This window comes from Candidatus Accumulibacter sp. ACC007 (assembly GCF_907163205.1).
Lineage (GTDB): Bacteria > Pseudomonadota > Gammaproteobacteria > Burkholderiales > Rhodocyclaceae > Accumulibacter > Accumulibacter regalis.
In genome coordinates this window covers 58793-83417 of record NZ_CAJQUD010000012.1, presented here as the reverse complement: position 1 = coordinate 83417, position 24625 = coordinate 58793, and the positions used below count along the sequence as shown (strand labels likewise).

The 24625-nt window shown below is 66.0% G+C and carries 23 protein-coding genes; all 23 read left to right on the top strand.

The window, feature by feature from the left end; genetic code table 11:
- Complete coding sequence (moaD, locus tag QZ634_RS20810; RefSeq protein ID WP_291991394.1) at positions 1 to 252, top strand: molybdopterin converting factor subunit 1; 252 nt, start codon at positions 1 to 3, stop codon at positions 250 to 252.
- 1 nt (position 253) lies between these two features.
- On the top strand, positions 254 to 718 hold the full coding sequence (gene moaE / locus QZ634_RS20805) for a molybdopterin synthase catalytic subunit MoaE (protein ID WP_291991393.1): 465 nt from the start codon (positions 254 to 256) through the stop codon (positions 716 to 718).
- Positions 719 to 854: 136 nt separating this feature from the next.
- Positions 855 to 3434, top strand: coding sequence for an ATP-dependent chaperone ClpB (gene clpB / locus QZ634_RS20800; RefSeq protein ID WP_291991392.1), 2580 nt, complete (start codon positions 855 to 857; stop codon positions 3432 to 3434).
- A 38-nt stretch (positions 3435 to 3472) separates the two neighbouring features.
- Positions 3473 to 3706, top strand: coding sequence for a DUF3567 family protein (locus QZ634_RS20795; protein ID WP_291991391.1), 234 nt, complete (start codon positions 3473 to 3475; stop codon positions 3704 to 3706).
- Between the two features lie 180 nt (positions 3707 to 3886).
- Positions 3887 to 4642, top strand: coding sequence for a zf-TFIIB domain-containing protein (locus QZ634_RS20790; protein ID WP_291991390.1), 756 nt, complete (start codon positions 3887 to 3889; stop codon positions 4640 to 4642).
- A gap of 372 nt (positions 4643 to 5014) precedes the next feature.
- Complete coding sequence (locus QZ634_RS20785; protein WP_291991389.1) at positions 5015 to 6187, top strand: aspartate aminotransferase family protein; 1173 nt, start codon at positions 5015 to 5017, stop codon at positions 6185 to 6187.
- 12 nt (positions 6188 to 6199) lie between these two features.
- A complete protein-coding gene (gene argF / locus QZ634_RS20780) occupies positions 6200 to 7135 on the top strand; it encodes an ornithine carbamoyltransferase (protein WP_291991388.1) in 936 nt (311 codons plus the stop codon).
- Between the two features lie 57 nt (positions 7136 to 7192).
- Complete coding sequence (locus QZ634_RS20775) at positions 7193 to 8422, top strand: argininosuccinate synthase (RefSeq protein ID WP_291991387.1); 1230 nt, start codon at positions 7193 to 7195, stop codon at positions 8420 to 8422.
- Between the two features lie 19 nt (positions 8423 to 8441).
- Positions 8442 to 8651, top strand: coding sequence for a DUF2788 domain-containing protein (locus QZ634_RS20770; RefSeq protein ID WP_043563167.1), 210 nt, complete (start codon positions 8442 to 8444; stop codon positions 8649 to 8651).
- Positions 8648 to 8965 carry a pyrimidine/purine nucleoside phosphorylase gene (locus QZ634_RS20765; RefSeq protein WP_291991386.1) on the top strand — a complete coding sequence of 106 codons (318 nt, stop codon included), beginning with the start codon at positions 8648 to 8650 and terminating at the stop codon, positions 8963 to 8965. Before QZ634_RS20770 ends, QZ634_RS20765 begins: the two co-directional genes overlap by 4 nt.
- 92 nt (positions 8966 to 9057) lie before the next feature.
- Entirely contained in the window at positions 9058 to 9642 is a 585-nt protein-coding gene (locus QZ634_RS20760; protein ID WP_291991385.1) for an isochorismatase family protein, read from the top strand.
- Positions 9635 to 9922 carry a DUF1272 domain-containing protein gene (locus tag QZ634_RS20755; protein WP_291991384.1) on the top strand — a complete coding sequence of 96 codons (288 nt, stop codon included), beginning with the start codon at positions 9635 to 9637 and terminating at the stop codon, positions 9920 to 9922. Before QZ634_RS20760 ends, QZ634_RS20755 begins: the two co-directional genes overlap by 8 nt.
- Before the next feature lie 320 nt (positions 9923 to 10242).
- On the top strand, positions 10243 to 11379 hold the full coding sequence (locus QZ634_RS20750) for an efflux RND transporter periplasmic adaptor subunit (protein ID WP_291991383.1): 1137 nt from the start codon (positions 10243 to 10245) through the stop codon (positions 11377 to 11379).
- 15 nt (positions 11380 to 11394) lie between these two features.
- Positions 11395 to 14541 carry an efflux RND transporter permease subunit gene (locus QZ634_RS20745; RefSeq protein ID WP_291991382.1) on the top strand — a complete coding sequence of 1049 codons (3147 nt, stop codon included), beginning with the start codon at positions 11395 to 11397 and terminating at the stop codon, positions 14539 to 14541.
- Positions 14542 to 14708: 167 nt separating this feature from the next.
- Positions 14709 to 15371, top strand: a complete 663-nt coding sequence (locus tag QZ634_RS20740) for a putative metalloprotease CJM1_0395 family protein (RefSeq protein ID WP_291991381.1) — start codon at positions 14709 to 14711, stop codon at positions 15369 to 15371.
- Positions 15372 to 15489: 118 nt separating this feature from the next.
- Positions 15490 to 16107: a c-type cytochrome gene (locus QZ634_RS20735; RefSeq protein WP_291991380.1), complete on the top strand. Its 618-nt coding sequence runs from the start codon at positions 15490 to 15492 to the stop codon at positions 16105 to 16107.
- 221 nt (positions 16108 to 16328) lie between these two features.
- Positions 16329 to 17255, top strand: coding sequence for a transglycosylase SLT domain-containing protein (locus QZ634_RS20730; RefSeq protein WP_291991379.1), 927 nt, complete (start codon positions 16329 to 16331; stop codon positions 17253 to 17255).
- A 153-nt stretch (positions 17256 to 17408) separates the two neighbouring features.
- Positions 17409 to 18245: a spondin domain-containing protein gene (locus QZ634_RS20725; RefSeq protein ID WP_291991378.1), complete on the top strand. Its 837-nt coding sequence runs from the start codon at positions 17409 to 17411 to the stop codon at positions 18243 to 18245.
- Between the two features lie 84 nt (positions 18246 to 18329).
- On the top strand, positions 18330 to 19031 hold the full coding sequence (locus QZ634_RS20720; protein ID WP_291991377.1) for a response regulator transcription factor: 702 nt from the start codon (positions 18330 to 18332) through the stop codon (positions 19029 to 19031).
- Positions 19032 to 19150: 119 nt separating this feature from the next.
- Positions 19151 to 20629: a HAMP domain-containing sensor histidine kinase gene (locus QZ634_RS20715; protein WP_291991376.1), complete on the top strand. Its 1479-nt coding sequence runs from the start codon at positions 19151 to 19153 to the stop codon at positions 20627 to 20629.
- A 443-nt stretch (positions 20630 to 21072) separates the two neighbouring features.
- Complete coding sequence (locus QZ634_RS20710) at positions 21073 to 21276, top strand: heavy-metal-associated domain-containing protein (RefSeq protein WP_291991375.1); 204 nt, start codon at positions 21073 to 21075, stop codon at positions 21274 to 21276.
- 77 nt (positions 21277 to 21353) lie between these two features.
- A complete protein-coding gene (locus tag QZ634_RS20705; protein WP_291991374.1) occupies positions 21354 to 22853 on the top strand; it encodes a transporter substrate-binding domain-containing protein in 1500 nt (499 codons plus the stop codon).
- A gap of 4 nt (positions 22854 to 22857) precedes the next feature.
- Entirely contained in the window at positions 22858 to 24477 is a 1620-nt protein-coding gene (locus tag QZ634_RS20700; RefSeq protein WP_291991373.1) for a PAS domain-containing sensor histidine kinase, read from the top strand.
- Positions 24478 to 24625 lie beyond the last annotated feature (148 nt).

Genomic DNA, 24625 nt, shown 5'->3' with positions numbered 1-24625 from the left:
ATGCTGAAGATTTTCTACTTTGCCGGTCTGCGTGAACGACTGGGACGGGGCAGCGAGGAACTCGAGCTGCCGGCCGGAGTGGGCGATGTCGCGGCCTTGCGCGACCTGCTGGCCGCTCGCGGCGGCGCCTGGGAAAGCCTGGTAACGCTGCAGAACCTGCGCTACGCGGTCAATCAGCAAATGGCACGGCCGGACTCGCCCCTGCGCGCGGGCGACGAAGTCGCTTTCTTCCCGCCGGTGACCGGTGGCTGAGATGCGCATCAGCGTTCAGGAAGCCGATTTCGACGTCGGCAGCGAACTCGCCGCCCTGCGCCGGGGAAATCCGCAGATCGGCGCGCTGGCGTCCTTCGTCGGCCTGGTGCGCGATACGAACGACGGGGCCGGCGTTTGTGAAATGACGCTCGAACACTATCCGGGAATGACCGAGCAAGCGCTTGCCGAGATCGTCGCCGAAGCCCGCCGGCGCTGGGCGATCATCGACGCGCTGGTGATTCATCGTGTTGGCCGCCTGGTGCCGAGCGATCAGATCGTCCTGGTCGCGGTGGCCGGCGCGCATCGCGGCGAGGCCTTCGCAGCCTGCGAGTTCATCATGGACTACCTCAAGACGCGCGCGCCGTTCTGGAAGCGCGAAGTGACGCCGGCCGGCGCACGCTGGGTGGACGCCCGCGACGCCGACGACCAGGCAGCCGAACGCTGGCGTGAGCCGGGCGCCGACTGACCGAGCCGCGCGCAGCGCTCCTCATCCGCCGTGCAGGGCACGCAAGAAATAAGCCATCACCTCAGCCTTGGTGTTGACTTAGCCTGGTATGCCCCCACTTGTAGCGCATGAACATATATCTCCCAAGGAGTGCAGCATGCGTTTCGACAAACTGACGACCAAATTCCAGCAGGCGCTGGCCGATGCCCAGAGTCTCGCGGTCGGCCACGACAACCAGCTGATCGAGCCACAGCACCTGTTGCTCGCCCTTTTGCAGCAGGACGACGGCGCCACCTCGCCCCTGCTGGCGCGCGCCGGCGTCAACGTGGCGTCGCTGAAGGCGGCGCTCGCGCAGGCGATCACCCGCCTGCCGAAAGTCGAAGGACACGGCGGCGAGGTACAGATTGGCCGCGATCTGGGCAACCTGCTCAATCTCGCCGACAAGGACGCGCAGAAGCGCGGCGACCAGTTCATCGCTTCGGAAATGTTCCTGCTCGCGTTGTGCGACGACAAGGGCGAGTGCGCTCGCCTCGCCAAGCAGCACGGGCTGGTCAAGAAGTCACTCGAGCAGGCGGTGACCTCGGTGCGCGGCGGACAAGGGGTCGACAACCAGGACGTCGAAGGGCAGCGCCAGTCGCTGGCCAAGTACTGCATCGACCTCACCGACCGCGCCCGTCAGGGCAAGCTCGACCCGGTGATCGGGCGCGACGACGAAATCCGCCGGGCGATCCAGATTCTGCAGCGGCGTACCAAGAACAACCCGGTGCTGATCGGCGAGCCGGGCGTCGGCAAGACGGCGATCGTCGAAGGACTGGCGCAGCGGATCGTCAATGGAGAGGTCCCGGAAACGCTCAAGGGCAAGAAAGTGATGAGTCTCGACATGGCTGCGCTGCTCGCCGGGGCCAAGTATCGCGGCGAGTTCGAGGAACGTCTGAAGGCGGTGCTCAAGGAAATCGCCCAGGAAGAGGGTCAGATCATCGTCTTCATCGACGAACTGCACACCATGGTCGGCGCCGGCAAGGCCGAGGGGGCGATCGACGCCGGCAACATGCTCAAGCCGGCCCTCGCTCGCGGCGAACTGCATTGCGTTGGCGCGACGACGCTCGACGAATACCGCAAGTACATCGAGAAGGACGCCGCGCTCGAGCGCCGCTTCCAGAAGGTGCTGATCGACGAGCCGAGCGTCGAGTCGACGATTGCCATCCTGCGCGGCCTGCGCGATAGATACGAGCTGCATCACGGCGTCGCCATCACCGATCCGGCGATCGTCGCTGCCGCCGAACTTTCGCATCGCTACATCACCGACCGCTTCCTGCCGGACAAGGCGATCGACCTTATCGACGAGGCGGCGGCGCGGATCAGGATGGAGATCGACTCGAAGCCGGAAGTGATGGACAAGCTCGACCGGCGCATGATCCAGCTCAAGATCGAGCGCGAGGCGGTGCGCAAGGAAAAGGATGAGGCATCGAAGAAGCGTATGCAGCTGATCGAGGATGAGTTGCTCAAGCTCGAGCGCGAGTACAACGACCTCGACGAGGTCTGGAAGGCTGAAAAGGCGCAGGTGCAGGGCAGTGCGCAGATCAAGGAAGAGATCGACAAACTCAAGATCGAACTCGTTCGCCTGCAGCGCGATGGCAAGCTCGACAAGGTGGCCGAGTTGCAGTACGGCAGGTTGCCGCAGCTTGAGGCGCAGTTGAAAGCGGCGGAACAGCCGAACCAGGGCGGGCAACAGAACAAGCTGCTGCGCAATCAGGTGGGCACCGAGGAGATCGCCGAGGTCGTCTCGCGGGCCACCGGCATTCCGGTGTCGAAAATGATGCAGGGCGAACGCGAGAAGCTGCTGCTCATGGAAGAGCACCTGCACAAGCGGGTCGTCGGGCAGGACGAGGCGGTGCGCCTGGTGGCCAACGCCATCCGCCGTTCGCGTGCCGGCCTGTCCGATCCCAATCGGCCTTACGGCTCCTTCCTCTTTCTTGGCCCGACCGGCGTTGGCAAGACCGAGCTGTGCAAGGCGCTCGCCGGTTTCCTCTTCGATTCCGACGAGCACCTGATCCGCGTCGACATGAGCGAGTTCATGGAGAAACACTCGGTGTCGCGGCTGATCGGCGCGCCGCCGGGCTACGTCGGCTATGAGGAAGGCGGCTACCTGACCGAAGCGGTGCGCCGCAAGCCGTATTCGGTGATCCTGCTCGATGAGGTCGAGAAAGCGCACCCGGATGTCTTCAATGTCCTGCTGCAGGTTCTCGACGACGGCCGGATGACCGACGGGCACGGCCGCACGGTCGACTTCAAGAACACCGTGGTGGTCATGACCTCGAACCTCGGCAGCCAGATGATCCAGCAGATGGCTGGCGACGATTATCAGGTGATCAAGCTGGCGGTGATGGGCGAAGTGAAGACCTATTTCCGGCCCGAGTTCATCAACCGCATCGACGAAGTCGTCGTCTTTCACGCGCTCGACGAGCAGCATATCAAGTCGATCGCCGGCATCCAGCTCGCCTACCTCGAAAAGCGCCTGGCTCTGCTCGAACTGCAACTGCAGGTGGACGACAGCGCGCTGTCCGAGATCGCCGCTGCCGGCTTCGATCCGGTCTTCGGCGCCCGCCCGCTGAAGCGCGCGATCCAGTCGCAACTCGAGGACTCGCTGGCCAGGTCGATTCTCGAAGGGCGTTTCGTCGCCGGCGATACGATTCGTGCGCGATGCGAAAATGGCATCATGCGCTTCGACAAGGTATAGGCTATAGCCATGGCCCACCGGAGCAATAAGGAGCGATCATGAACCTCGTCTATGACAGTGCGCATTACGCGATCGTCGCTTATCCGGTGCAGGAAGGTTTCGAGGTGGTCGACAAGGCGGCCAGTCGCAGCCTCTTCATCCAGGGCTCGGTGGCCAGGGCCCTGCGCCGAACGCTCGACGAGATTCCCTACAGCGAGCGCGACGAGGAGTCGATCGACGCCGTCCTCGATACCTACTGCGCAGGCGCTGCCCGCGCCATCGTGCTGCACTGAGGACTCGAGAGGGCGGCCGGACGGCCGCCCTCTGGCCCGGGCTCGCCTGCTGAAGGACTGGCCGCTATACTCGCGAAAGTGCGCTTCAGGCTGCGGCGAGCAGCGCTGGCGCCGAGCAGAAGTCGGGGAGTGCAAGGAAGGCCCCGCCCGAGTAAACCCAGCCAGCAGGCATTCGATGCCATGAACGACCTCAGCGATCCTCAACCTGTTCAACCCGCACATGCGGCGCGCGGCGGACCATGTCCGAGCTGCCAGGCACCGATGGCGGTGCAGCATTTCCAGCGCCAGCTCAACGGCATCGTCTCGCTCGACATCTGCTTTCCCTGCCAGGGCATCTGGTTCGACGAGTTCGAAAGCGCGCAACTCGCCCCGGCCGGCGTTCTCGAACTGTTCCGCCTGCTGCACGAACACCACGCCGACCTGCGCCAACCCTGGCGCGACATCCTGCAATGCCCGCGCTGCCGCGAACGCCTGATGCACCGGCTGGACAGCACGCGCAACGGCCGCTTTGCCTACAGCCGCTGCCCGCAGCGCCACGGTCGCTACAGCGCTTTCGCCGCGTTCATGATCGAAAAAGGTTTTGTCCGTCAGCTCAACGGCGTCGAGGTCGCCGAGCTGGCGCGGCAGGTGCAGACCATCCGCTGCTCGGGCTGCGGCGCGCCGGTCGATATTCGCCGCGATCACGTATGCACGCACTGCCGTTCGCCGATCGTTATTCTCGATCCCGACGCGGTGCAGGACGCGCTCGACAACTTCGGTGACCAAGCCAGCCGCCAGCAGCATGTGAACCCGCACGCCGTCGCCGACGCGCTGGTCGCCAACGAGCGGGCAAAATCGCTGGCGACTCGCGAAAAGCGCAAGGGCTGGCTCGAGGAAGATATTTCCGATCTGGTGCTGGGCGGGATCGAAACCGTCTGGAACCTGCTGCGGCGCTGAGTGACCGAGTACTTGCACGCGCGGCGAACGACGATGACATGCCAGTGGCCAGGTCCGCCCCGGCGGGGGGGGTGCCGTGGACGCGGTACGCGCGCTTGCCGTAGCGCGATGAACGGCCAGTGCCGTGCCAGCTGCCTCCGTTTCGTCTCTCCCGGCCGCACCATCCCGACGCACGCTCCTCAAAACGCTCGCCTTTTCTATACAGGGCAGTCTTTTTCCCGTAAAATCCATGCCCTTGCAAGACGGTGTGCGAACCCCTTTCAAAGCACGCCGGAACGGACCGATTCTGGTTTCACTGCGTATCACGTCTATCTCGTAATTCGGCGGCGCGAGCCGCCGTTTCAGTTTCAAGTGCTTTGCAATGGGTGAACCATGTCGCACCTGATGAATACCTACGCTCGCTTGCCCATTGCCTTCAGCCACGGCGACGGCAGCTGGGTGACTGATACCGACGGCAAGTGCTACCTCGACGCGCTGGCGGGTATTGCCGTTTCGACGCTCGGGCACAACCACCCGGCGCTGGTCGCGGCGATTGCTGCGCAGGCCGGGCGCATCCTGCACTCGTCGAACCTCTACCGCATTCCGCAACAGGAGCAGCTGGCCGACAAGCTGGCCGCGCTGGCCGAGATGGACGAGGTCTTCTTCTGCAACTCGGGTTGCGAAGCCAATGAAGCAGCGATCAAGCTGGCGCGCTATTACGGTCACCGGCGGGATGTCGAGCGGCCGGCGATCGTGGTCATGGAGAATGCTTTCCACGGGCGCACCATGGCGACGCTTTCGGCGACCGGCAACCGCAAGGCGCAGGCTGGTTTCGAACCGCTGGTCTCGGGCTTCGTGCGTGTTCCCTACAACGACCTCGAAGCGATTCGGGCGGTGGCCAGGGCCAATCAGAACGTCGTCGCGGTGATGCTCGAAATCGTCCAGGGCGAGGGTGGTATCCACATCGCCGATGTCGATTTCCAGCGCGGTCTGCGTGCCCTCTGTGACGAGAACGACTGGTTGCTGATCTGCGACGAGGTGCAGTGCGGTACCGGCCGTACCGGCACCTGGTTCGGCTTTCAGCACGCGGGTATCCGTCCGGACGTGGTGACGCTGGCCAAGGGGCTCGGCGGCGGCGTGCCGATCGGCGCCTGCCTGACGCTGGGCAAAGCGACGGGCTTGTTCAAGCCCGGCAAGCACGGGTCAACTTTCGGTGGCAGCCAGCTGGCATCGATCGCGGCGCTGACGACCATCGCGGTCATCGAAGAGGATGGTTTGATCGACAACGCGGTGGCCATCGGGCGCTTGATCCGCGAGGGCCTGGCGCAAGCGCTGGCAGGCTGCGCCGGCGTGGTCGAGATTCGCGGTCAGGGCCTGATGATCGGCATCGAACTCGATCGCCCCTGCGCCGAGCTGGTGCTCCGCGCGCTCGCCGTCGGGCTGCTGATCAACGTCACCGCCGACAGGGTCGTGCGCCTGCTGCCGCCGTTGAACTTCAGCGCCGACGAGGCGCGCGAACTGGTGACCCGCCTGGGCGGACTGATTGGCGATTTTCTCGCCCCCTGATAGAGATCTGTGATGGACAGCGTCAAACATTTCCTGCAGTTCAAGGACCTCACCCGTGCGGAGTTCGATCACCTCTTCGAGCGCTCGCGCTGGATCAAGGGGCAGTTCAAGTCGTACCGGAAATACTGGCCGCTCAGCGACCGCACGCTGGTGATGATTTTCGAGAAGGCCAGCACCCGTACCCGCCTGTCTTTCGAGGCCGGTATGCAGCAGCTCGGGGGGTCGGCGATCTACCTGAACAGCCGCGATTCGCAATTGCAGCGCGGCGAGTCGGTCGAAGACGCGGCGCAGGTGATTTCGCGGATGAGCGACGTGGTCATGATCCGCACCTTCGAGCAGGCAATGATCGAGCGCTTCGCCGCCAATTCGCGTGTGCCGGTGATCAACGGCCTGACCAACGAGTATCACCCCTGCCAGATCGTCGCCGACATCTTCACCTTCATCGAGCATCGCGGTCCGATCCAGGGCAAGACGGTGGCCTGGATCGGCGATTCGAACAACGTCTGCAACACCTGGTTGCAGGCGGCCGAAGTGCTCGATTTCAACGTCCATGTGTCAACGCCGCCGGGCTACGAGGTCGAGCCGGCACGCGCCGGGCTGTATGGCACCGATCACTTCGAGTTCTACGCTGATCCGATGGAGGCCGCGCGCGGCGCCGACCTGGTGACCACCGATGTGTGGACATCGATGGGTTTCGAAGCCGAGAACGACGAGCGTCGGCGTCACTTTGCCGACTGGCAGGTCGACGTAGACATGATGCGCGCTGCTGGCCGCGAGTCCCTGTTCATGCACTGTCTGCCGGTGCATCGCGGCGAAGAGGTCGAAGCGGCAGTCATCGACGGTGCGCAGAGCGTCGTCTGGGACGAGGCCGAGAATCGCATGCACACCCAGAAGGCGCTCCTTGAGTACCTGCTTCTGGGCCGGGTCGAGACGCCAGAATCCAAATAGCTGAATCAACACGATCAGCATCGTCAGCAGAACCAGAAAAATCAGCAGGGAAATCTCATGAGCGACGTCAAGAAAGCGGTACTGGCCTATTCCGGCGGTCTCGATACTTCGGTGATCCTGAAGTGGTTGCAGGATACCTATCAATGCGAGGTGGTGACCTTCACCGCCGACGTCGGCCAGGGTGATGAACTTGAGGCGGCGCGGCCGAAAGCGCTGCAGTGCGGCATCAAGCCGGAGAACATCTATATCGACGATCTGCGCGAGGAGTTCGTTCGTGATTTCGTCTTCCCGATGTTCCGGGCGAACACCGTCTACGAAGGCGAGTACCTGCTCGGCACGTCGATCGCCCGTCCCCTGATCGCCAAGCGGATGATCGAGATCGTCGAGATGACGGCGTCCGACGCCGTCGTGCATGGGGCGACCGGCAAGGGCAACGACCAGGTGCGCTTCGAACTCGGCGCCTACGCACTCAAGCCGGACATCCGGATCATCGCCCCGTGGCGCGAGTGGGACCTGCTGTCGCGCGAGAAGCTGCTCGCCTACGCCGAGAGGCACGGTATTCCGGTCGAGATGAAGCACCGCCAGGGCGGCTCGCCGTATTCGATGGACGCCAACCTGCTGCACATCAGCTACGAAGGCCGCCACCTCGAAGACCCGGCCGCCGAAGCCGAGGAGTCGATGTGGCGCTGGACGGTGTCGCCGGAAGCGGCACCCGACGCGGCCGAGTACGTCGATCTCGAATTCGAGAAGGGCGACCTGGTGGCGATCAACGGCACGCGCATGCCGGCGCACGAACTTCTCGCGTTGCTCAACCAGCTCGGTGGCAAGCACGGCATCGGCCGTATCGACCTGGTCGAGAATCGCTACGTCGGAATGAAGTCGCGCGGTTGCTACGAAACGCCGGGCGGGACCATTCTGTTGCCCGCGCACCGGGCCATCGAGTCGATCACCCTGGACCGCGAAGTTGCGCATCTCAAGGACGACCTGATGGCGCGCTACGCCAGCCTGATCTACAACGGCTACTGGTGGAGCCCCGAGCGCCTCGCTCTGCAGACGCTGATCGACCACACGCAGCAGCCGGTGAATGGCTGGGTGCGGGTCAAGCTGTACAAGGGCAACGTGATCGTCGTCGGCCGCGATTCGAAAACCAACTCCCTGTTCGACTCGACCATCGCCACCTTCGAGGACGACGCCGGCGCCTACGACCAGAAGGACGCCGGTGGCTTCATAAAACTCAACGCGCTACGCATGCGCATCGCGGCAAAACTGGCGAATCGCCCACACTGATCCTGGAGATGAGCCCGCCATGTTTGGGCTGACGGAAGAGCAGATATCGGAATTTGGCATGACCTTCGGGATCGGTGCCTTCATGCTCTTCATGCTGTTCATCGTGGGCGAGATTGCCTGGAAAGCGAAAGCCGGGAGGACAGGGACCCTCATCCTGTTCTTCGTCCTGTCCTTCGGGATGCTTGGCTTCATTGCCAAGACGATCATGGAGAAAGTCTGGGGATTATGAACAGCTCGCAGTTCGACAACGTCAGCGTGGTCAAGCAGGCCAACGTTTATTTTGACGGCAAGTGCATCAGCCATACCGTGCACCTGGCCGACGGCAGCCGCAAGACGATCGGCGTCATCATGCCCTCGTCGCTGACCTTCACCACCGGCGCCCCGGAGGTCATGGAATGCGTCGCCGGCTCGTGCCGTGTCCGTCTCAACGGCAAGCATCAGTGGCAAACCTACGCCGCAGGCCAGTCATTCGCCGTGCCCGGCGATTCGTCGTTCGACATCGTCTGCGAAGACGCTTTTCACTACGTCTGCCACTTCGCGTAGTTCTCTCCGTCCGTTTGCTGTCAGTAGGCGCTATCGCTCCACGCAGGAGAAAGCCTTACCATGGCCGCACGCTCAACACCGGAGATCCTGAAATGTCCGCGCACGAAATTGAAAACGTCAGCCGTAGCGCACTGATCGTCATCGATGTGCAGGAGTCCTTTCGCCAGATGCCTTACTGGTCCGAAAGTGACCTGCCCGCCTTCAAGGCGGCGCTGCTCGCCCTTGACGACGGTTGCCGCGCGCGTGGCGTGCCGGTGGTACACATTTTCCACGTCGGTCAGGCCGGCCCGTTCACCGAGGAGTCAGGCGCCGTACACGGACTCGACTGGTTGCCGGGGTCGCCCGCCGCGTCTTTCTTCAAGCACACGCACAACGCTTTCTCCGATACCGGCCTCGACCTGTGGCTTCGCCGGCGCGGCGTCGAGCGGCTGATCATCGCCGGTATCCGTACCGAACAATGCTGCGAGACGACCACCCGGGTGGGGTCGGATATCGGTTACCAGGTCGATTTTGTCAGCGAGGCGACGCTCACTTTTCCGATGACGCATCCGGTCAGCGGCCGCGTGTACTCGGCGCAGGAAATCAAGGCCCATGCCGAACTGGTACTGGCCGGACGCTTCGCGCGCATCGCCAGCGTCGACGACTGCCTGGCCAGCCTCGGAGCCGTACATGCTTGAACTGCGCCCGAACTGCGAATGCTGCGATGGCGACCTGCCGCCGGAATCGCTCGAAGCCATGATCTGCTCGTTTGAATGCACGTTCTGCGCCGACTGCGTCGAACAGCGGCTGGCCGGTCGCTGCCCCAATTGTGGCGGTGAACTCGTGCGCCGGCCGATTCGCCCGGCGGGCAAACTGCTGCGCCATCCGGCCTCGACGCAACGCGTCGTCAAGCCGCTGGGGTGCGCGGCAGCCGAAACGCGCTCGGTGGCCCCCTCGGTGGCCTCCACTCCGCGCTGATCTCGCTGCCCTGCGCGCTGGAGACGCCCTGCACCTGGCCGTTGCTCGTCGCCTGAACGCCCGCTTGGCCAGCACTGACCAACGACTATGTGAGGCGGCCGACCTGCTGGGCATAGGGCGGGTCGATGTCGCGTGACTTACGGCGCCGCAAGGCCGTATCAGCCGGGTTGTGTGGCAAGTCGGGGCCGGTTCTGAGAGAGCCTATTGGCGGCAACGACCCATTTGACCGCCGCCCCTTTGCTGAGGATACTTCGTTCCTTGCGCTGGCGCTCACGTCGCCATTCATCTGACATTCATCGACGCCGGCAGGGCGGCAGCACATGAGACTGATTGACCTGCAGCAAGCGATTGCCTGGCTCGTTCGGCGAGCGGGGCTGCATGGACCGACGCGGTCGCCCGCGGCGGCGTTTTCCGCCGCCCTTGGCGCCCTCCTGGCCCTCCTGATCCTTCTCGCCGCAATGCCGCCGGCGCACGCCCAGAACACGCCCGTGGCCACCAAAGCGACTGCGCTGATCATCGAGAGCGCGCCCCTCGGCGAGGTCATCATCCACCCGCAGCGCGAACTGGCGGCGAGCGTGATGGCGCGCAACGAGTCGAAGCTGTCGGCCGAGGTCAGCGGGGTCGTGCTGCGCTGGACCGCCGAAGCCGGCAGCGCGGTGAACAAGGGGCAGGTGCTGGTAGACATCGATCCGGTCGACTTCCGGCTGGCGGTGGCGCAGGCGCAGGCGGCGGTGGATGCGTCGCTGGCGCGCTTCAGGCAGGCCGAGCAGCAGCACCAGCGCTCGCAGGCGCTGGTCGCGCAGGGCTTCTTCTCGCAGGAGGCGCAGGTCGAGCGTGCAACGGAGGTGGCCCTCAAGCGCAGCGAGCTGGCGTCGAATCGCGCCCAGCTGGCCGTCGCTCAGCGCCAGTTGGCGAAAGCGACGCTGCGCGCGCCGTTTGCGGGCAGCGTCGTAGAGCGGCTGGCGCAGGCCGGCGAAGCGGTGGCGCCGGGAAGCGTGCTCTACGTCCTAGCCGAGACCGGCGCCGCCGAAGTGAGCGCCAGTATCGCACCGGCCGACGTCGCCGGACTGCGGCGCGCGACCGACCTGGTTTTCGAGACGCGCGGACAGAACTACCCGTTGCGCCTGCTGCGCGTCGGCAGCACGGTGTCGGCGCCGGCGCGCACGCAGGAGGTCCGCCTGGCTTTCGTGGCCACTGACGCGACGCAGCCGCCGCCAGTTCCCGTGGGCAGCGATGGGCGCCTGCTGTGGTCCGATCCGCAGCCTTACCTGCCGGCGCCGCTGCTCGTGCGCCGTGGCGAGGCGATCGGAGTTTTCGTCGAGCGGGGCAAGGTCGCCCGCTTCGTCGTCCTGCCCGACGCACAGGAGGGCCGGGCGGCGGCAGTCGAGCTGCCGCTGGCGACGCGCGTCGTCGTGCGCGGCCAGGCGACGCTGCAAGACGGCGCGGCGATCAGGTAGGCTGCGCCGCCAACCATGAAGCTGCTGCGCGCGCTGATCTCGAACCATCCGCTGGCCAACGTCGCCTTCGTGGTGGTCTTGCTGCTCGGCCTGCTCAGCTACCTGACGATGCCGCGCGAGCAGGACCCGGAAATCAATTTCAACTGGGTGAGCATCATCACCGCGCTGCCCGGTTCGAGTGCCGAGGAAGTCGAGCGGCTGGTCACCAACCCGCTCGAAGACGGCATCAAGGGCGTCGCCGACGTGCGCTTCGTAATTTCGACCTCACGCGAGAACATCTCGACGATCCTCGTTCGCTTTCGCGAAATCTCCGAGCGCAACTTCGATAAGCGGATGAACGACCTGCGCCGCGAAATCCAGAACAAGTCGAAATCCGAGTTGCCGCCCGAGGCCAAGGACCCGCTGGTGATGGAGATCACCACGTCGAACGGTTTTCCGACGGCGTCGATCCTGCTCGTCGGCCAGGCCGACGACGAGACGCTGCGCCTGAATGCGCGGCGCATCAAGAGCGATCTGGAGCGCATGAGCGGCGTCGATACGGTCATCGCCTCCGGACTGCGCGACCCGGAATTGCTGATCAGCGCCAATCCGCAGGCACTGGCGGCGCGCGGGCTGACCAGCACCGACCTTGCCGACAGCGTGCGCGACTGGTATCGCGACGTTTCCGGCGGAACGCTGAAGGGGCAGGGCAGTGCCTGGTCGGTCGGCGTCACGGGTGTGGTCACCGACCCCGAGTCGCTGGCGACGCTGCCGGTGATGTCGGCGTCGCGGCCGGGCGTTTCGGCGCGCCTGGAAGACGTGGCGGCCATCGAGCGAGCACGCGCGCCGGCGACGCAATACTCTTCGACCGACGGCCGCGATGCCGTGTCGCTGGCGATCAACAAGAAAGCCGGCAGCAATACGCTCGAACTCGTCGACCGCCTGCGCAGCTTCATCGCCGGGGAAAACGCCGTGCTCGCCGCCAGCGGCCTGAAGATGACCCTGGCCGACGACCAGACCATCCCCACCCGCGAAGCGATCAAGGTCATGCAGACCAATGCGCTCTACGGGGTGATCATGGTGCTCGCCGTCTGCTGGCTGTTCCTCGGCGCCAAGATCGGCGTGCTGGTGGCGCTGGGCATCCCGTTTTCGCTGCTCGGCACTTTCGCCCTGCTGGCGGCCATGGGACACACGGTCAATGTCTCGGTGCTGCTCGGCGTGGTCATCGCACTCGGTCTGCTGGTCGACGACGCGGTGGTCATCGTCGAAGCCAGCTACTACCGCATCGAACGCGGCCAGCAGGCGCTGCAGGCCAGCCTCGACGCGATCGGCGAAGTCTGGGCGCCGGTGCTGGCGTCGGTGGCGACGACCATGGCCGCTTTCCTGCCGCTGATGCTGCTGCCGGGAATCGTCGGCAAGTTCATGTTCATCATTCCCTTCGTGGTTACCCTGGCCTTGCTGATCTCGCTGCTCGAAGCGTTCTGGATGATGCCGGTGCATGTCGTGGCCATCGGCATGAGCCTCGATCGGCCGTCGCCTCTGCAACTCTGGCGCAACCGTTTCAATCGCCGCATTCGCCTGCGCTACGGGCAGGCGCTGGCCTATACCCTGCGCCGGCCGAAGCGCTTCGCGGCGCTGACCCTGGCCGCAGTTGCCGCCGCCGTGGCGCTGGTTGCCACCGGCGTGATCCGCGTGCAGTTCTTCGCCTTCGATCCGATCCGGATCATCTACGTGAACGTCGACATGCCGGCGACGGCGACGCTCGAAGATACGCTGGCCGAAACCAGGGCCGTCGAGCAGGTGGTGCGCAGCCAGCTCGATGGCGTCGGGACGGGCGGCGAAGCGCGCTCGGTGTATGCCAACGCCGGCGTCAAGTTCACCGATACCGAGCCGCTCTACGGCGACCCCTACGGGCAGGTGATCGTTTCGCTCAACCCGCTGGTCAAGGGAGCACGCGACGTCAGCGCCACCGTCGAGGCGATGCGCGCCAGCGTCGAAGCGGTACCGGGTCTCGGCCGCAAGAGCTTTACCGTGCTCTCCGGGGGGCCGCCGGCCGGCAAGGCGATCAGCGTCAAGGTGCGCGGCGACGATTTCGCGCAACTGCAGGCCGCCGCCGACGCGCTCAAGGAGATCACCGCTGGAATCCCCGGCGCGCGCGACGTCCAGGACGACAACGTCCCCGGCCGACCGCAACTGAGCCTGCGCCTCGACCGCGATGCGCTGCGCAAGGCCGGGTTGAACGCCGCGCAACTGGCGCGCCAGGTGCGCATCGCCGTCGACGGCGAGGTGGTTGCCTTCACCCGCGACGAGGGTGACAAGATCGAGGTACGCGTGCGTTCCGAGCGTACCCGACGCCTCGACCCGGCGACTTTCCTGAACGAGCCGATTGCCCTGCCGGATGGCCGGATCAGCCGCCTCGGCGCGCTCGTCGAAGCGGAGATCACGCCGGGCCGCGGCTTCATTCGCCACTACAACCTGCGTCGCACGGTCACCGTCGAAGCCAGTCTCGACAAGACGCTCACCGACACCGCCGCGGCCAACGCGATCATCGCCGGCGAATGGGACAGGATTCGCGCCGCGCATCCCGGCGTCAGCCTCGATTTTTCCGGTGAGCTGGAGGACATCGAGGAAAGCCTGGAGGCGATGAAGATGCTTTTCCTGCTCGGCATCGGCCTGATCTATCTCATTCTCGCCGCGCAGTTTGCCAGCTACTGGCAGCCGCTGATGATTCTGGTGACCGTTCCGCTGGCCTTCACCGGCGTCGCTTTCGGGCTCGCGCTGTCGGGAAATCCGCTCTCGCTGTACACGCTGTACGGGGTGATCGCGCTGACCGGCATCGGCGTCAACTCGGCGATCGTCCTGATCGACGCGGCCAACGAGCGAATGACGCGCATGGGTGGCATGCACGCCCTGATCCAGGCGGCGCGACGGCGCGTCGTGCCGATCCTGATCACCACCACGACGACCATCGGCGGCCTCTTCTCGCTGGCTTTCGGCCTCGGCGGCAAGAGCCTGCTGTGGGGGCCGGTCGCTTCGAGCATCGTCTGGGGGCTGACCTTCTCGACCGCGCTGACCCTGTTCGCCGTCCCGCTGCTCTATCTGGCTTTCATGGGCGAACGCCAGACGTTGCCGCGGGGAGGCTCGCTGCTGCGCCGATTGCTGGCACGCGTTCGGCGACGCTGATGCTGGCGCGCGCCGCTGATCGCGGCGCGCCAGACGAGAGTGGCACAGCAGCCGGCAGGCCGGTTGGCGAACGACGCCTCTTGGGTCTATAGTCATCACATTGCCCTTTGCGGTCCGAGGTTGTCGTGGTCAACAGTGTTGCTGCTTCGCAGGCTTCAGTTCTTCGCATGGTCGTATCGCCCGGCCAGGGAGTTCGCCGCGTTGCCGCCCGTGAAGAACCGGGGCCGGCCGAAGAAACGGCGGCCACCGAGGCCGGGCGACCAGGCGCAGCGGGTCGATCCGCCGAAACCATTCCGGCGGCCGAAACGGGTGCTGTCGCCGCAAAGGCTATCGCCACCACCCGTGCTACGGGTGCGCTTTCCCCGGAAGACCTGCGCCTGATCGATCAGCTCAGTGCCACCGACCGCCAGGTGCGCGCGCACGAACTGGCGCACATGGCGGCGGGGGCCGGTTTGACCGGCGGCGCGACATTCACCTACCAGGTCGGTCCCGACAATCAGCGCTACGCGGTCGGTGGCGAAGTAGGTATCGACACCTCGCCCGCCGCTGATCCCGAGGAAACGATCGCCAAGGCGCAGCAGATTCGTGCCGCGGCGCTGGCGCCGGCCGATCCGTCGTCGCAGGACCAGAAAGTCGCGGCGATGGCCGCGCAGATGGCCAGCGTGGCGCGCCTGCAGCTGGCTGCCCAGGAACGTGCGCAGAACCAGACGCCGGCGCAGGAAAGCGAGTCACGCATCAGTGCCGCGGCCGCTGCCTACCAGTCGGTGGCCGCTGCCGGCGACGACTCCTCGGCAGCTTCTCGCGCCGCAGGATTCCGCGCCTTCGCCTGACGGGCCCGCCCGCGGGCGCACTGCGCGCGGCCGTGTTCAGCGCGATTGAAAAGCAGGCGCCGGCGAATTAGTATCCATCCACTGTGCACACAGTCTGTGCTGGCGGAGGAGAAATCAATTGGCTTACCAATATAGCACCCTGCTCGCGGCGAGCGCCCTGGCGGCGCTGTCGGCGCTGCCCGCGCAGGCGGACAGCAATGCCGATCAGGCGCGCGCGCAGCAGATCGTCGTCGAGCGTTGCTCGCTTTGCCACGGCAAGGAAGGCGAGGCGGCAAGCGTCGTCTTCCCGCGCCTGGCCGGGCAGCATGCCGAGTATGTCAGCAAGCAGCTCGCCGATTTCAAGAGCGGCAAGCGCAAGAGCGAGACCATGAAGCCGCAGGCTGCGGAGTTGACGGCGGCCGAGATGAAGGCACTGGGTGCCTTCTTCGAGAGCAAGAGCGTGCCGGCAAAAACGTCGCGGGATACGGCGCTGCTTGGTGTCGGCCTGTATATCTTCAGCCAGGGAAATCCCTTCTCGGGCCTGCCGGCCTGCGCCAGTTGTCATGGCGAGAAGGGCTATGGGACGCCGCAATTGCCGCGCCTGGCCGGGCAGCACCCACGCTACATCGAAGACCAGCTCAAGCAGTTCAACACCCGCGAACGTACCAACGACAACGCCGTCATGCATACCGTTGCTGCCAAGCTCACCGAACTCGAGGCGCACGCGGTTGCGGAGTACATCGCAACCCTGCAGTAGGCGCTCGGCGGCCGGGAAGAACGCCTGACAAGGTCCGCGAATGGCGGGCAATGCCCGGCAATGTCCGCAGTGCGCATTAGTTCCTGTGCCTCGCACGCCCCAGCTGAGAGACTTTGTCCGTAGGCAGCGGTTCGCCGTGACCGGCAACCGGGCTGCCACCCTCGCGCCGCGGGCGAGCCCGCGGACGATGGCCGTGAGCTGGGCGAGCAGGGGCAAAGAAGATGATGCGAAGCGCATTGCTGGTGCTGTTGCTGGCGACCGGGCTTCATGGTCTGCCGGCGCGGGCCGAAGGCGACGTTCAGACGCCACGCGTGCAGGCCGCGCTGGCCCAGGCGCACGCCGCCGAACTGGGGATCGGCATCGGCAAGAACCGGATGCTGGCCATGGCGCTCTACTGCGACGCCGGAACGATGGGCAGCAGCGAAGGCTTCTTCCACGTCGGCCGTGTGCTGGCCAGCGCGCCCCGCGCCCTGCGCAACCCGGGTCTGGCCAATTCCTATCTCGCCCTGGCTACCCGCCTCGGCAACACGCAGGCGCTCCAGTACTACGATCCCCGCGTCGACAACGTGGTTCTCGGCGAACCTTGCGCTGCCTTCGCCGCTGGCCTGCAAACGCAGTCCTTCGACATCGAAGCCTATCTGTCCACGCAGCCGCGCGCCCGGCAGAGGATTGCCCAGTCGATCCGTAGCGCCGCGCGCCAGTACAAGGTCGATGAGCGTCTGGCGCTGGCCATCGCCCTGGTCGAGTCGAACCTCGATCCCGCCGCCGTTCCGGAAGGCGGCGCACAGGGCGTGATGCAGCTCGCCACAGCTGCGCGGCAGAATTCTGGCGGTCCCCGCATCGTCGATGGCGAGCAGGACATTCGCGCCGCTCTGGCGTATCTGGGCCAGCTGCACGAGCGCTTCGCCGGTGACTGGCGTTCGATGGCCACGGCCTACGACGCGGGTGCGGGAAGCGTCGGGCGGTGCGGCGCCGTGCCTCCGCATCCGTGCCTGGAGACGCAGCAGTATGTCCGGCGCGTTCTCTACTTTGCCGGTGCATCGCCCGACGAACAGCCCGGCCTTGCCCGGCAGGCACCGGCTGCGGCGCGCTCGCCGCATCCTGGCGGGGTGGCCGGCAAGCGTGCCGACCTTCCTTGCTGCGGGTGACGGGCGCTGTCGCCGTGTGCCTGCGGGCGCAATGTTCACCGCGGCGTGAATATTCCATGAGGACTGCGGGAGAATCGCTTCCTATCATCGTTCGTGCGAGCTCGGGTTTTCCGGCTCGCTTTCCATCCGCTTCCTTCCTCGAGGAGAACCCAGATGCACGAACGCCTTTCCATCCCTTTCCGCCTGGCGGCCGGTGCTGCGGCGCTGGCCGTTTGCTCTGCTGCCAGCGCCGCACAGGTCAACCTCATGGTGACCATTGAAAATCTCGCTGCGGCGAACAGCATCGGCTTTGCGCCGCTGCACGTGGGTTTCAACAACGGTAGCTTCGACGCTTTCGACAGCGGCTCTCCTGCCGGCCCGGAAATCATTTCCGTCGCCGAACTGGGTGGCGGTGCACAATGGCAGGCCGCCTTCGCCGCGGCCGATCCGACGTCGACGCGCGCCGCGATTGGCGGCGCCTTGCTGCCTGGCGCGAGCAGCAGTAAGCTCTTCTCGCTGATCGACTCGACCAGCAATCCCTTCTTTACCTTCGCGGCCATGGCCTTGCCCAGCAACGATCACTTCATAGGCAACGATTCGCCGACGCAGTATCAGCTGTTCGGCGCTGCCGGCAATCTGCTCATCTCGTCGATCGTGCAGACCGCGGGTGACATCTGGGACGCGGGATCGGAAACCTTCAATAGCGCTGCCGCCGCTTTCGTCGCCGGCAGCGACGCCACCCTGCGGACTGCCGAAGGCGGCAACGTCGGTTTGAACTTCGCCGGACTGGCGGCGTTCAACGGCGTCAATACGGCCGCCGGCTACGTTTTCAACAGTGGCCTTGGCGCCACCAGCGAGGTCTATCGGATCAGCTTCGCGACGGTGCCCGAGCCGGAAAGCCTGGCGCTGATGCTGCCTGGACTGCTGGCCATTGGCTGGGTCGGCCGCCGGCGTCGTAAAACAGGCGCCGAGAGCGCGGATTCGCCTCTGGCGACGGCGTCACCCGTGTGAGAACTGTTTGAAGACGACGGCCGCCGGCTCTCTGTTCACCGTCCTCCGGCGTCGGCACCCGCAGCGCGCCGCGCCGCTGGGCGCATGAACGAGCAGCTGCTCCTCGTCGAGGATGACGACGCGATTGCCGGCGCCTTGCGCCTGCACCTCGAAGAAGCCGGCTATCGCCTGCATCGCGAGTCCGACGGATTGCGCGCGATGGCGGCCATCGATCGCCAGCGCTGGGACATGGTGCTCCTCGACCTGATGCTCCCCGGCGCCGACGGCTGGGACGTCTGCCGCCATTTGCGCGCCCGCCATGCCGACGTGCCGGTGATCATGCTCAGCGCGCGTTCGGCCGAGGCGCACCGCGTGCTGGGCCTCGAACTCGGCGCCGACGACTACCTCGCCAAGCCGTTTTCGATGCTCGAACTGGTCGCCCGCGTGCGTGCCCTGCTGCGCCGCATCGAGCAGCTGCGTTCATCGCCTGCGGTCGCCTCGTCGGAGTTGCGCTTCGGCCCCTTCCGTCTCGATACCGAGCGCCGCGAACTGCAGCGCGGCGACACCGCCGTGCCGCTGACCCTGCGCGAGTTCGACCTGCTGCACTTTCTCGCTCGCCACCCGGGCCGCGCCTTCAGTCGCGGCGAACTCCTGCAGCGCGTCTGGGGCGCCGGCTTCGACGGCTACGAGCACACCGTCAACTCGCACATCAACCGCCTGCGCACGAAGATCGAAGACGATCCGCGCGACCCGCAGCGCATCGTCACCGTCTGGGGTGTCGGCTACCGCTTCGAAGAGATCCCGTGATGAGCGGTGAGCGCAATGTGAGCAATGTGAGCCCTGGCGCCGCGCATGCCACGCGGTCTTCGTCAGCGTGTTCCGTGCGGCACGCGCGACGTTCATTTTCCTCGCGCCTGACGATGGCCATGGCCTTGCTCCTGCTCGCCTACGGCACGCTGGTCGGGGTGCTCGGCTGGCACGTCGCCGCCGAGGACGAGCAGGAATCCCTGCAGCGGCTGTCGCACGGGCTGGCCAGGCACATCGTCGAACACTGGCCGGAGATCACCCTTGCCGACCGTGACCAGGCCGATCGCGCGGCGCGCGACGAGTTGCTGTCGATGCTGATGGTCGTCAACCCGGGCATCCAGGTTTACGTGCTCGACGCCGACGGCCGTGTGCAGGCCTACATTGGTGACCCCGGCATGGTGCGCCAGGAGCAGGTGGACCTGCGCCCGGTGCGCGACTTCCTGGCCGGTGGCGCCTTGCCGCTGCGCGGCAGCGACCCGATGGGCACGGGTCTCCCGCGCATCTTCAGTGCGGCGATGTTTCCGCCGCGTGCCGGCGACAGCCGCCCGCCGGGTTACCTGTACATCGTCCTCGACGGCCAGGCGCGCGAAGCGGTCGCCGGGCAGCTGAGTCAGCGCCGCGTCTGGCAGGGCACCGCACTGGTCGCCGGACTCGGTCTGCTGGTGACCCTGGCGGTCGGCGCCTTTACCCTGCGTCGGCTGACGCAGCCCCTGCACCGGCTCGCCCGCCGCATGGGCGACTACAGCCAGCGCCGCCGGCAGTCTGGCGAAGCCGCCGCAAGCCGCTCGTCGCCGAGCGCTGGCGACGAAGTGCTGGCCATTGGCGCCGCTTTCGACGCCATGACCGAGCGCATCGAGTCGCAGGCTGCGCGCGAACAGCAGCAGGCGAGCGCGCACCGCGAGACGATGGCCGGCGTCGCGCACGACCTGCGGACGCCGCTGACCGCGCTGCACGGCCATCTCGAAGCGCTGGCCGGCAAGGGCCTCGGCGAACCCGCGCAGCGCCAGCGCGTCCTCGCCGCGGCGCTCGCGCAGAGCGACAAGGTGCGTCGGCTCTCGCAGCAGCTCTTCGAGTTGGCGGCGCTGCAATCGACCGACCAGCTGCTGCACCGCGAGCGCTTCCGGCTCGACGAACTGGTCGCCGACGCGGTGCAGAAATTCGCGCTCAACGGCGGACCGCCGCCGGTGACCCTGCACGGCGAACCCCCCGGACGCCTCGAGCTCGACGGCGACCTGCAACTCATCGAGCGCGCACTGACCAACCTCATCGACAACGCCATGCGTCATGCGCCGGAGTGCGCACCGGTGCGGGTCAGCGTCACCCAGGATGGCGCCCAGGCCCGGATCACCATCGAGGACACCGGCAGCGGTCTGCCCGAAGAAGTCCTGTTCCGCCTCGAACGTGGGCAATCGCTGCGCGACCCGCCGGTCCGGCGTAGCAGCGGCGGCATCGGCGGCCTCGGCCTGGCCATCGCCCAGCGCGTCGCCACCCTGCACGGCGGCAGCCTGCGACCGCTGCCGTCGCCGGAAGGCGGCACGCGTCTTTGCCTGGCGCTGCCGCTGGCGCAGTCGATGCAGGGTGCGCTGAGTCTGGGCTAGGGTAGTGTTTTACGCAGTAGGGAAGCTAAGAATGCCGGCGGCGACAGGGTTTCAAGCGGCTGTCCAGCGTGCTAAAAGTCGCGTCGGAAAAGCAGCGCCCCAGCAGCGTGCACGTCATTGCGAGGAGGCGCAGCCGACGCGGCAATCCAGAGGTCTTGTTTTTCGCCTGGCTGATGTGGTGCACCTGCAGTCAGAGAATGGAACTGGATTGCCGCGTCGGCTACGCCTCCTCGCAATGACGATGGCTGGGGAATGGTTGCCCGGATTTGGCGACGCGGGCAGAGGTATGGGCCGGGCGAACTCCAGCTACCCTGCGCTTTCACGCTGCTCTCAGGGTCGCTGAAAGTCTCATCAAGAATGCAGCACTACACCGGTCGGCGCGGGTTGCGGTGACCCTGGCGACAGCGGCTACAATGAGCGCTCACCGCGAACGGGAAAATGCGATGCCGACCACCACCCTCAAGATCACCGGAATGAAGTCCGACGACTGCCTGCGCCTGGTCATGAACGCCATTCAGGACCTGCCGTGCATCGGCCACGTCGACGTGTCGCTGGAAACCGGCCAGGCGACCATCGAGCATACGGCGATGGTCGATGAGGGCGATATCCGCCAGATCATCGAAGACGCGGGTTATCCGACGGAGTAGATTCGGCGGGACGGCGGGCGCGTATCGTTGATCTTGTGCGCGCGTCCACCTGAACCGATTTGACCCGGGGACAAGACATGCCGTTTGTCGTTCGCCTTCTGACCGGTCTTTGCCTGCTGCTGCTGGCGGCGAGCGCTTCGTTGCGCGCTGCCGAGCTCGACCTGAGTGGCGCCGAACGCGCCTGGCTCGCCGAGCACCCGGTGATCCGCATGGGCATCGATGCCGGCTACGGCCCCTACACCTTCCTTGACGAGAACGGCCGGGTGCAGGGTGTGGCGGCCGATTTCATGGCCGAGATCGCCGCGTTACTGGGAGTCCGTTTCGAGTTCGTCGCCGACCTCTCCTGGCCGCAGCTCATGGACGCGGTGCGCGCGCGCCAGCTGGATGCCGTGGCCACCGTCGCCCATCTGCCCGAGCGCGAGGCTTTTCTCGAATTCAGCGCCCCCTACCTGATCACCCCGCTGGTCGTCGTGACCCGCCGCGAGACCGCGCAGCTGCATTCGCTCAAGGATCTCGAGGCCTTGCGCCTGGTGCTCGTCGAGGGGTATTCGTCGAGCCGCCGGGTGCTCAACGAATACCCGCAGCTGCGCCCCCTGCTGGTCGCCAATCCGCTTGACGGCCTGCGTGCGGTGGCCTCCGGCGCTGCCGACGCCTATGTCGGCGTGATCGGCGTGAACATCTTCCTGGCGGCGCAGAGCGGCATCACCAATCTCAAGGTCAACGTCGCTTTCGACATGGCCGACAACAATCAGCGCTTCGGCGTGCGCAAGGACTGGCCAGAACTCGCGCCACTCCTCGACAAGGCCTTCGCGGCCATCCCGGCGGAGCGCAGGAACGCGATCTTGCAGCGCTGGGTGCCGCAACAGGCCGAGCAGCTTGTGCGTTTGAGCAAGCCGACGCTGTTGGTCCGCGCGGTACCCTGGTTGCTCGGCGCGCTGGCGCTGGCGCTCGTCGCCTATCTGGTCATCCTCGGCTGGAATCGCCAGCTCAAGCGCGAACTGGCCCGCCGCCAGCACGCCCTCGACGACAGCGAGAAGCGGCAGAAGGCCTCGGTGGCCCTCGCCCGCCTAGGCCACTGGGAATTCCGCGTCGCCGACGGACGCATCCTGTGGTCCGACGAAACCTATCGCCTCTTCGGCCTCGAGCCGCAGTCGCTGCAACTGAGCTATGAGGAGTTGATCGCCCGCGTCCACCCGGGTGACCGCGAGCGCCACGACGCCTATCTGCAGCGCATGCTGGCCAGCCGGCCAGGCGACGACATCGGCGAACTCTGGTATCGGCTGCTGCGTCCTGACGGCAGCGTGCGCGAGGTCAGCGTGCGCGTCGATATCGACTATGACGAGACGGGAAAGCCCGGTCGCCTGTTCGGCGCCATCCAGGACGTCACCGACTGGCGCGCGATGCAGCACAAGCTGCAAAGCCAGCTCGACGAACTGACCCGCTGGCAGGCCGTGATGCTCGGCCGCGAAGACCGCGTGCAGGAACTCAAGGCCGAGATCAACGCCTTGCTTGCCGAACACGGACAGCCGCCACGTTATCCCAGCCAGGCCGCGCATGGGTCGACGGGGCGGAACTGACGTCGTGACGACACCGCCAGAGCACCCCGACAACCCCGACAATGGCGAGCGTTCGCGGCGGGCCCTGCTGAGTGTTCTGGAAGACCAGCAGCAGGCGGAGAACGCGCTGCGGGCGAGCGAGGCGCGCCTGAACGAGGCGCAGCGACTGGCGCATGTTGGCAGCTGGTCGCTGGACCTGACAACGAGCCGCCTGAGCGGCAGCGCCGAGCTCTACCGCATTTTCGAGATCGCCCCGCAGTCCGTCGTCGCTTCCTACGAGGACTTTCTCCACGCCATCCATCCGCACGACCGGGCAGCCGTCGACGCGGCGCGTCGTGAGTCGCTGGCCACGCGCGCGCCTTACGTCATCGTCCATCGCCTGCTTTTTCCCGGTGCTCGGGTCAAGCATGTGGAAGAACGCGGCGAAACGGTCTGCGCCAGTGACGGTTCGCCGTTGTACCGGCTGGGAACGGTGCAGGACATCAGCGAACGGGTCGCCAAGGCCTCCGAACTGGAGCACCTCCACGGCATGCTGGCGGCTCTGGTGGAAGGCTCGCTCGACGCCATCTTCGTCAAGGACGAGGACGGGCGCTATCTGATCGGCAACCGCGCCCTCGCCGATCTGGTCGGACAGTCTCCCGACGCCGTCGTGAACGGCGACGACTTCGCACTCTTCCCGCGCGAGGTCGCCGAACGTTTTCGCGCCGATGACCAGCGCATAATGGCCAGCGGTCAGGTCGAGATCTACGAGGAAACCGTGCGCGTGGGTGGTCGGAGCGCGCCGTATCTGACCACCAAGGGGCCGTTGATCATCGCCGGCGAAGTGCGCGGCGTATTCGGCATCGCGCGTGACGTCTCGCCGCTCAAGGCAGTGCAGACCGACCTGACCCGCGCCCGCGACGAACTCGAAGAGCGGGTGCAGGAACGCACCCGCCAGCTCGCCGCCGCCAACCGGGAGCTGGAGACCTTTGCCTACGCCGTCGCCCACGATCTCAAGGCGCCGCTGCGGGGCATCGCCGGTTACAGCCACATGCTGGCCGACGACTACCGCGCGCAACTCGACGCCGACGGGCAGCAGTTCCTCGCCAACATTGCGCGTGGCATCGAGCAGATGAACGACCTCATCGACGATCTACTCGCCTATTCGCGGCTGGAACGCTGCGCTCTGCAGCGCGTGACGGTCGCCTTGCGTCCGCTGGTCGACGAGGTGCTTGCCGAGTTGCACGGGGTCATCGGCCAGCAGGGCGCAAGAGTTGAAATCGACCTCGACCAGCTTGCCGTGTGCGCCGATCCGCAGGGGCTGACCGTGGTCGTCCGCAACCTGATCGACAACGCCGTCAAGTTCAGTGCCGGTGTGCCGTCGCCGCTGATCCGCATCAGCGGGCAGCGCTGCGGCCACTCGACGAAGCTGGCCATCGAAGACAACGGCATCGGCTTCGACATGCGCTTCCACGACCGAATTTTCGAGATGTTCCAGCGCCTGCAGCGCAGCGAGGACTACGCCGGCACCGGCGTCGGCCTGGCCCTGGTCAGGAAAGCCATGCAGCGCATGGGCGGGCGCGTGTACGCCGAAAGCACGCCCGGCCAGGGTTCGGTGTTCCGGCTGGAGTTTCCCGACGGCAAGGCGCGCGCGGCGGAAGCGTGACTCGGCAGGCCGGCGGCTGCTTCCCGCGGTTTCCCGCGGCTTTCTGCGGCTTTCTGCGGCTTTCTGCGGCGTCTCACAACGCCTCCTGTCAGTGACGTTTCCACCTGTTTGCCGAGTGCCTTCCGACCGCCGCCATTGCCAAGCCCTG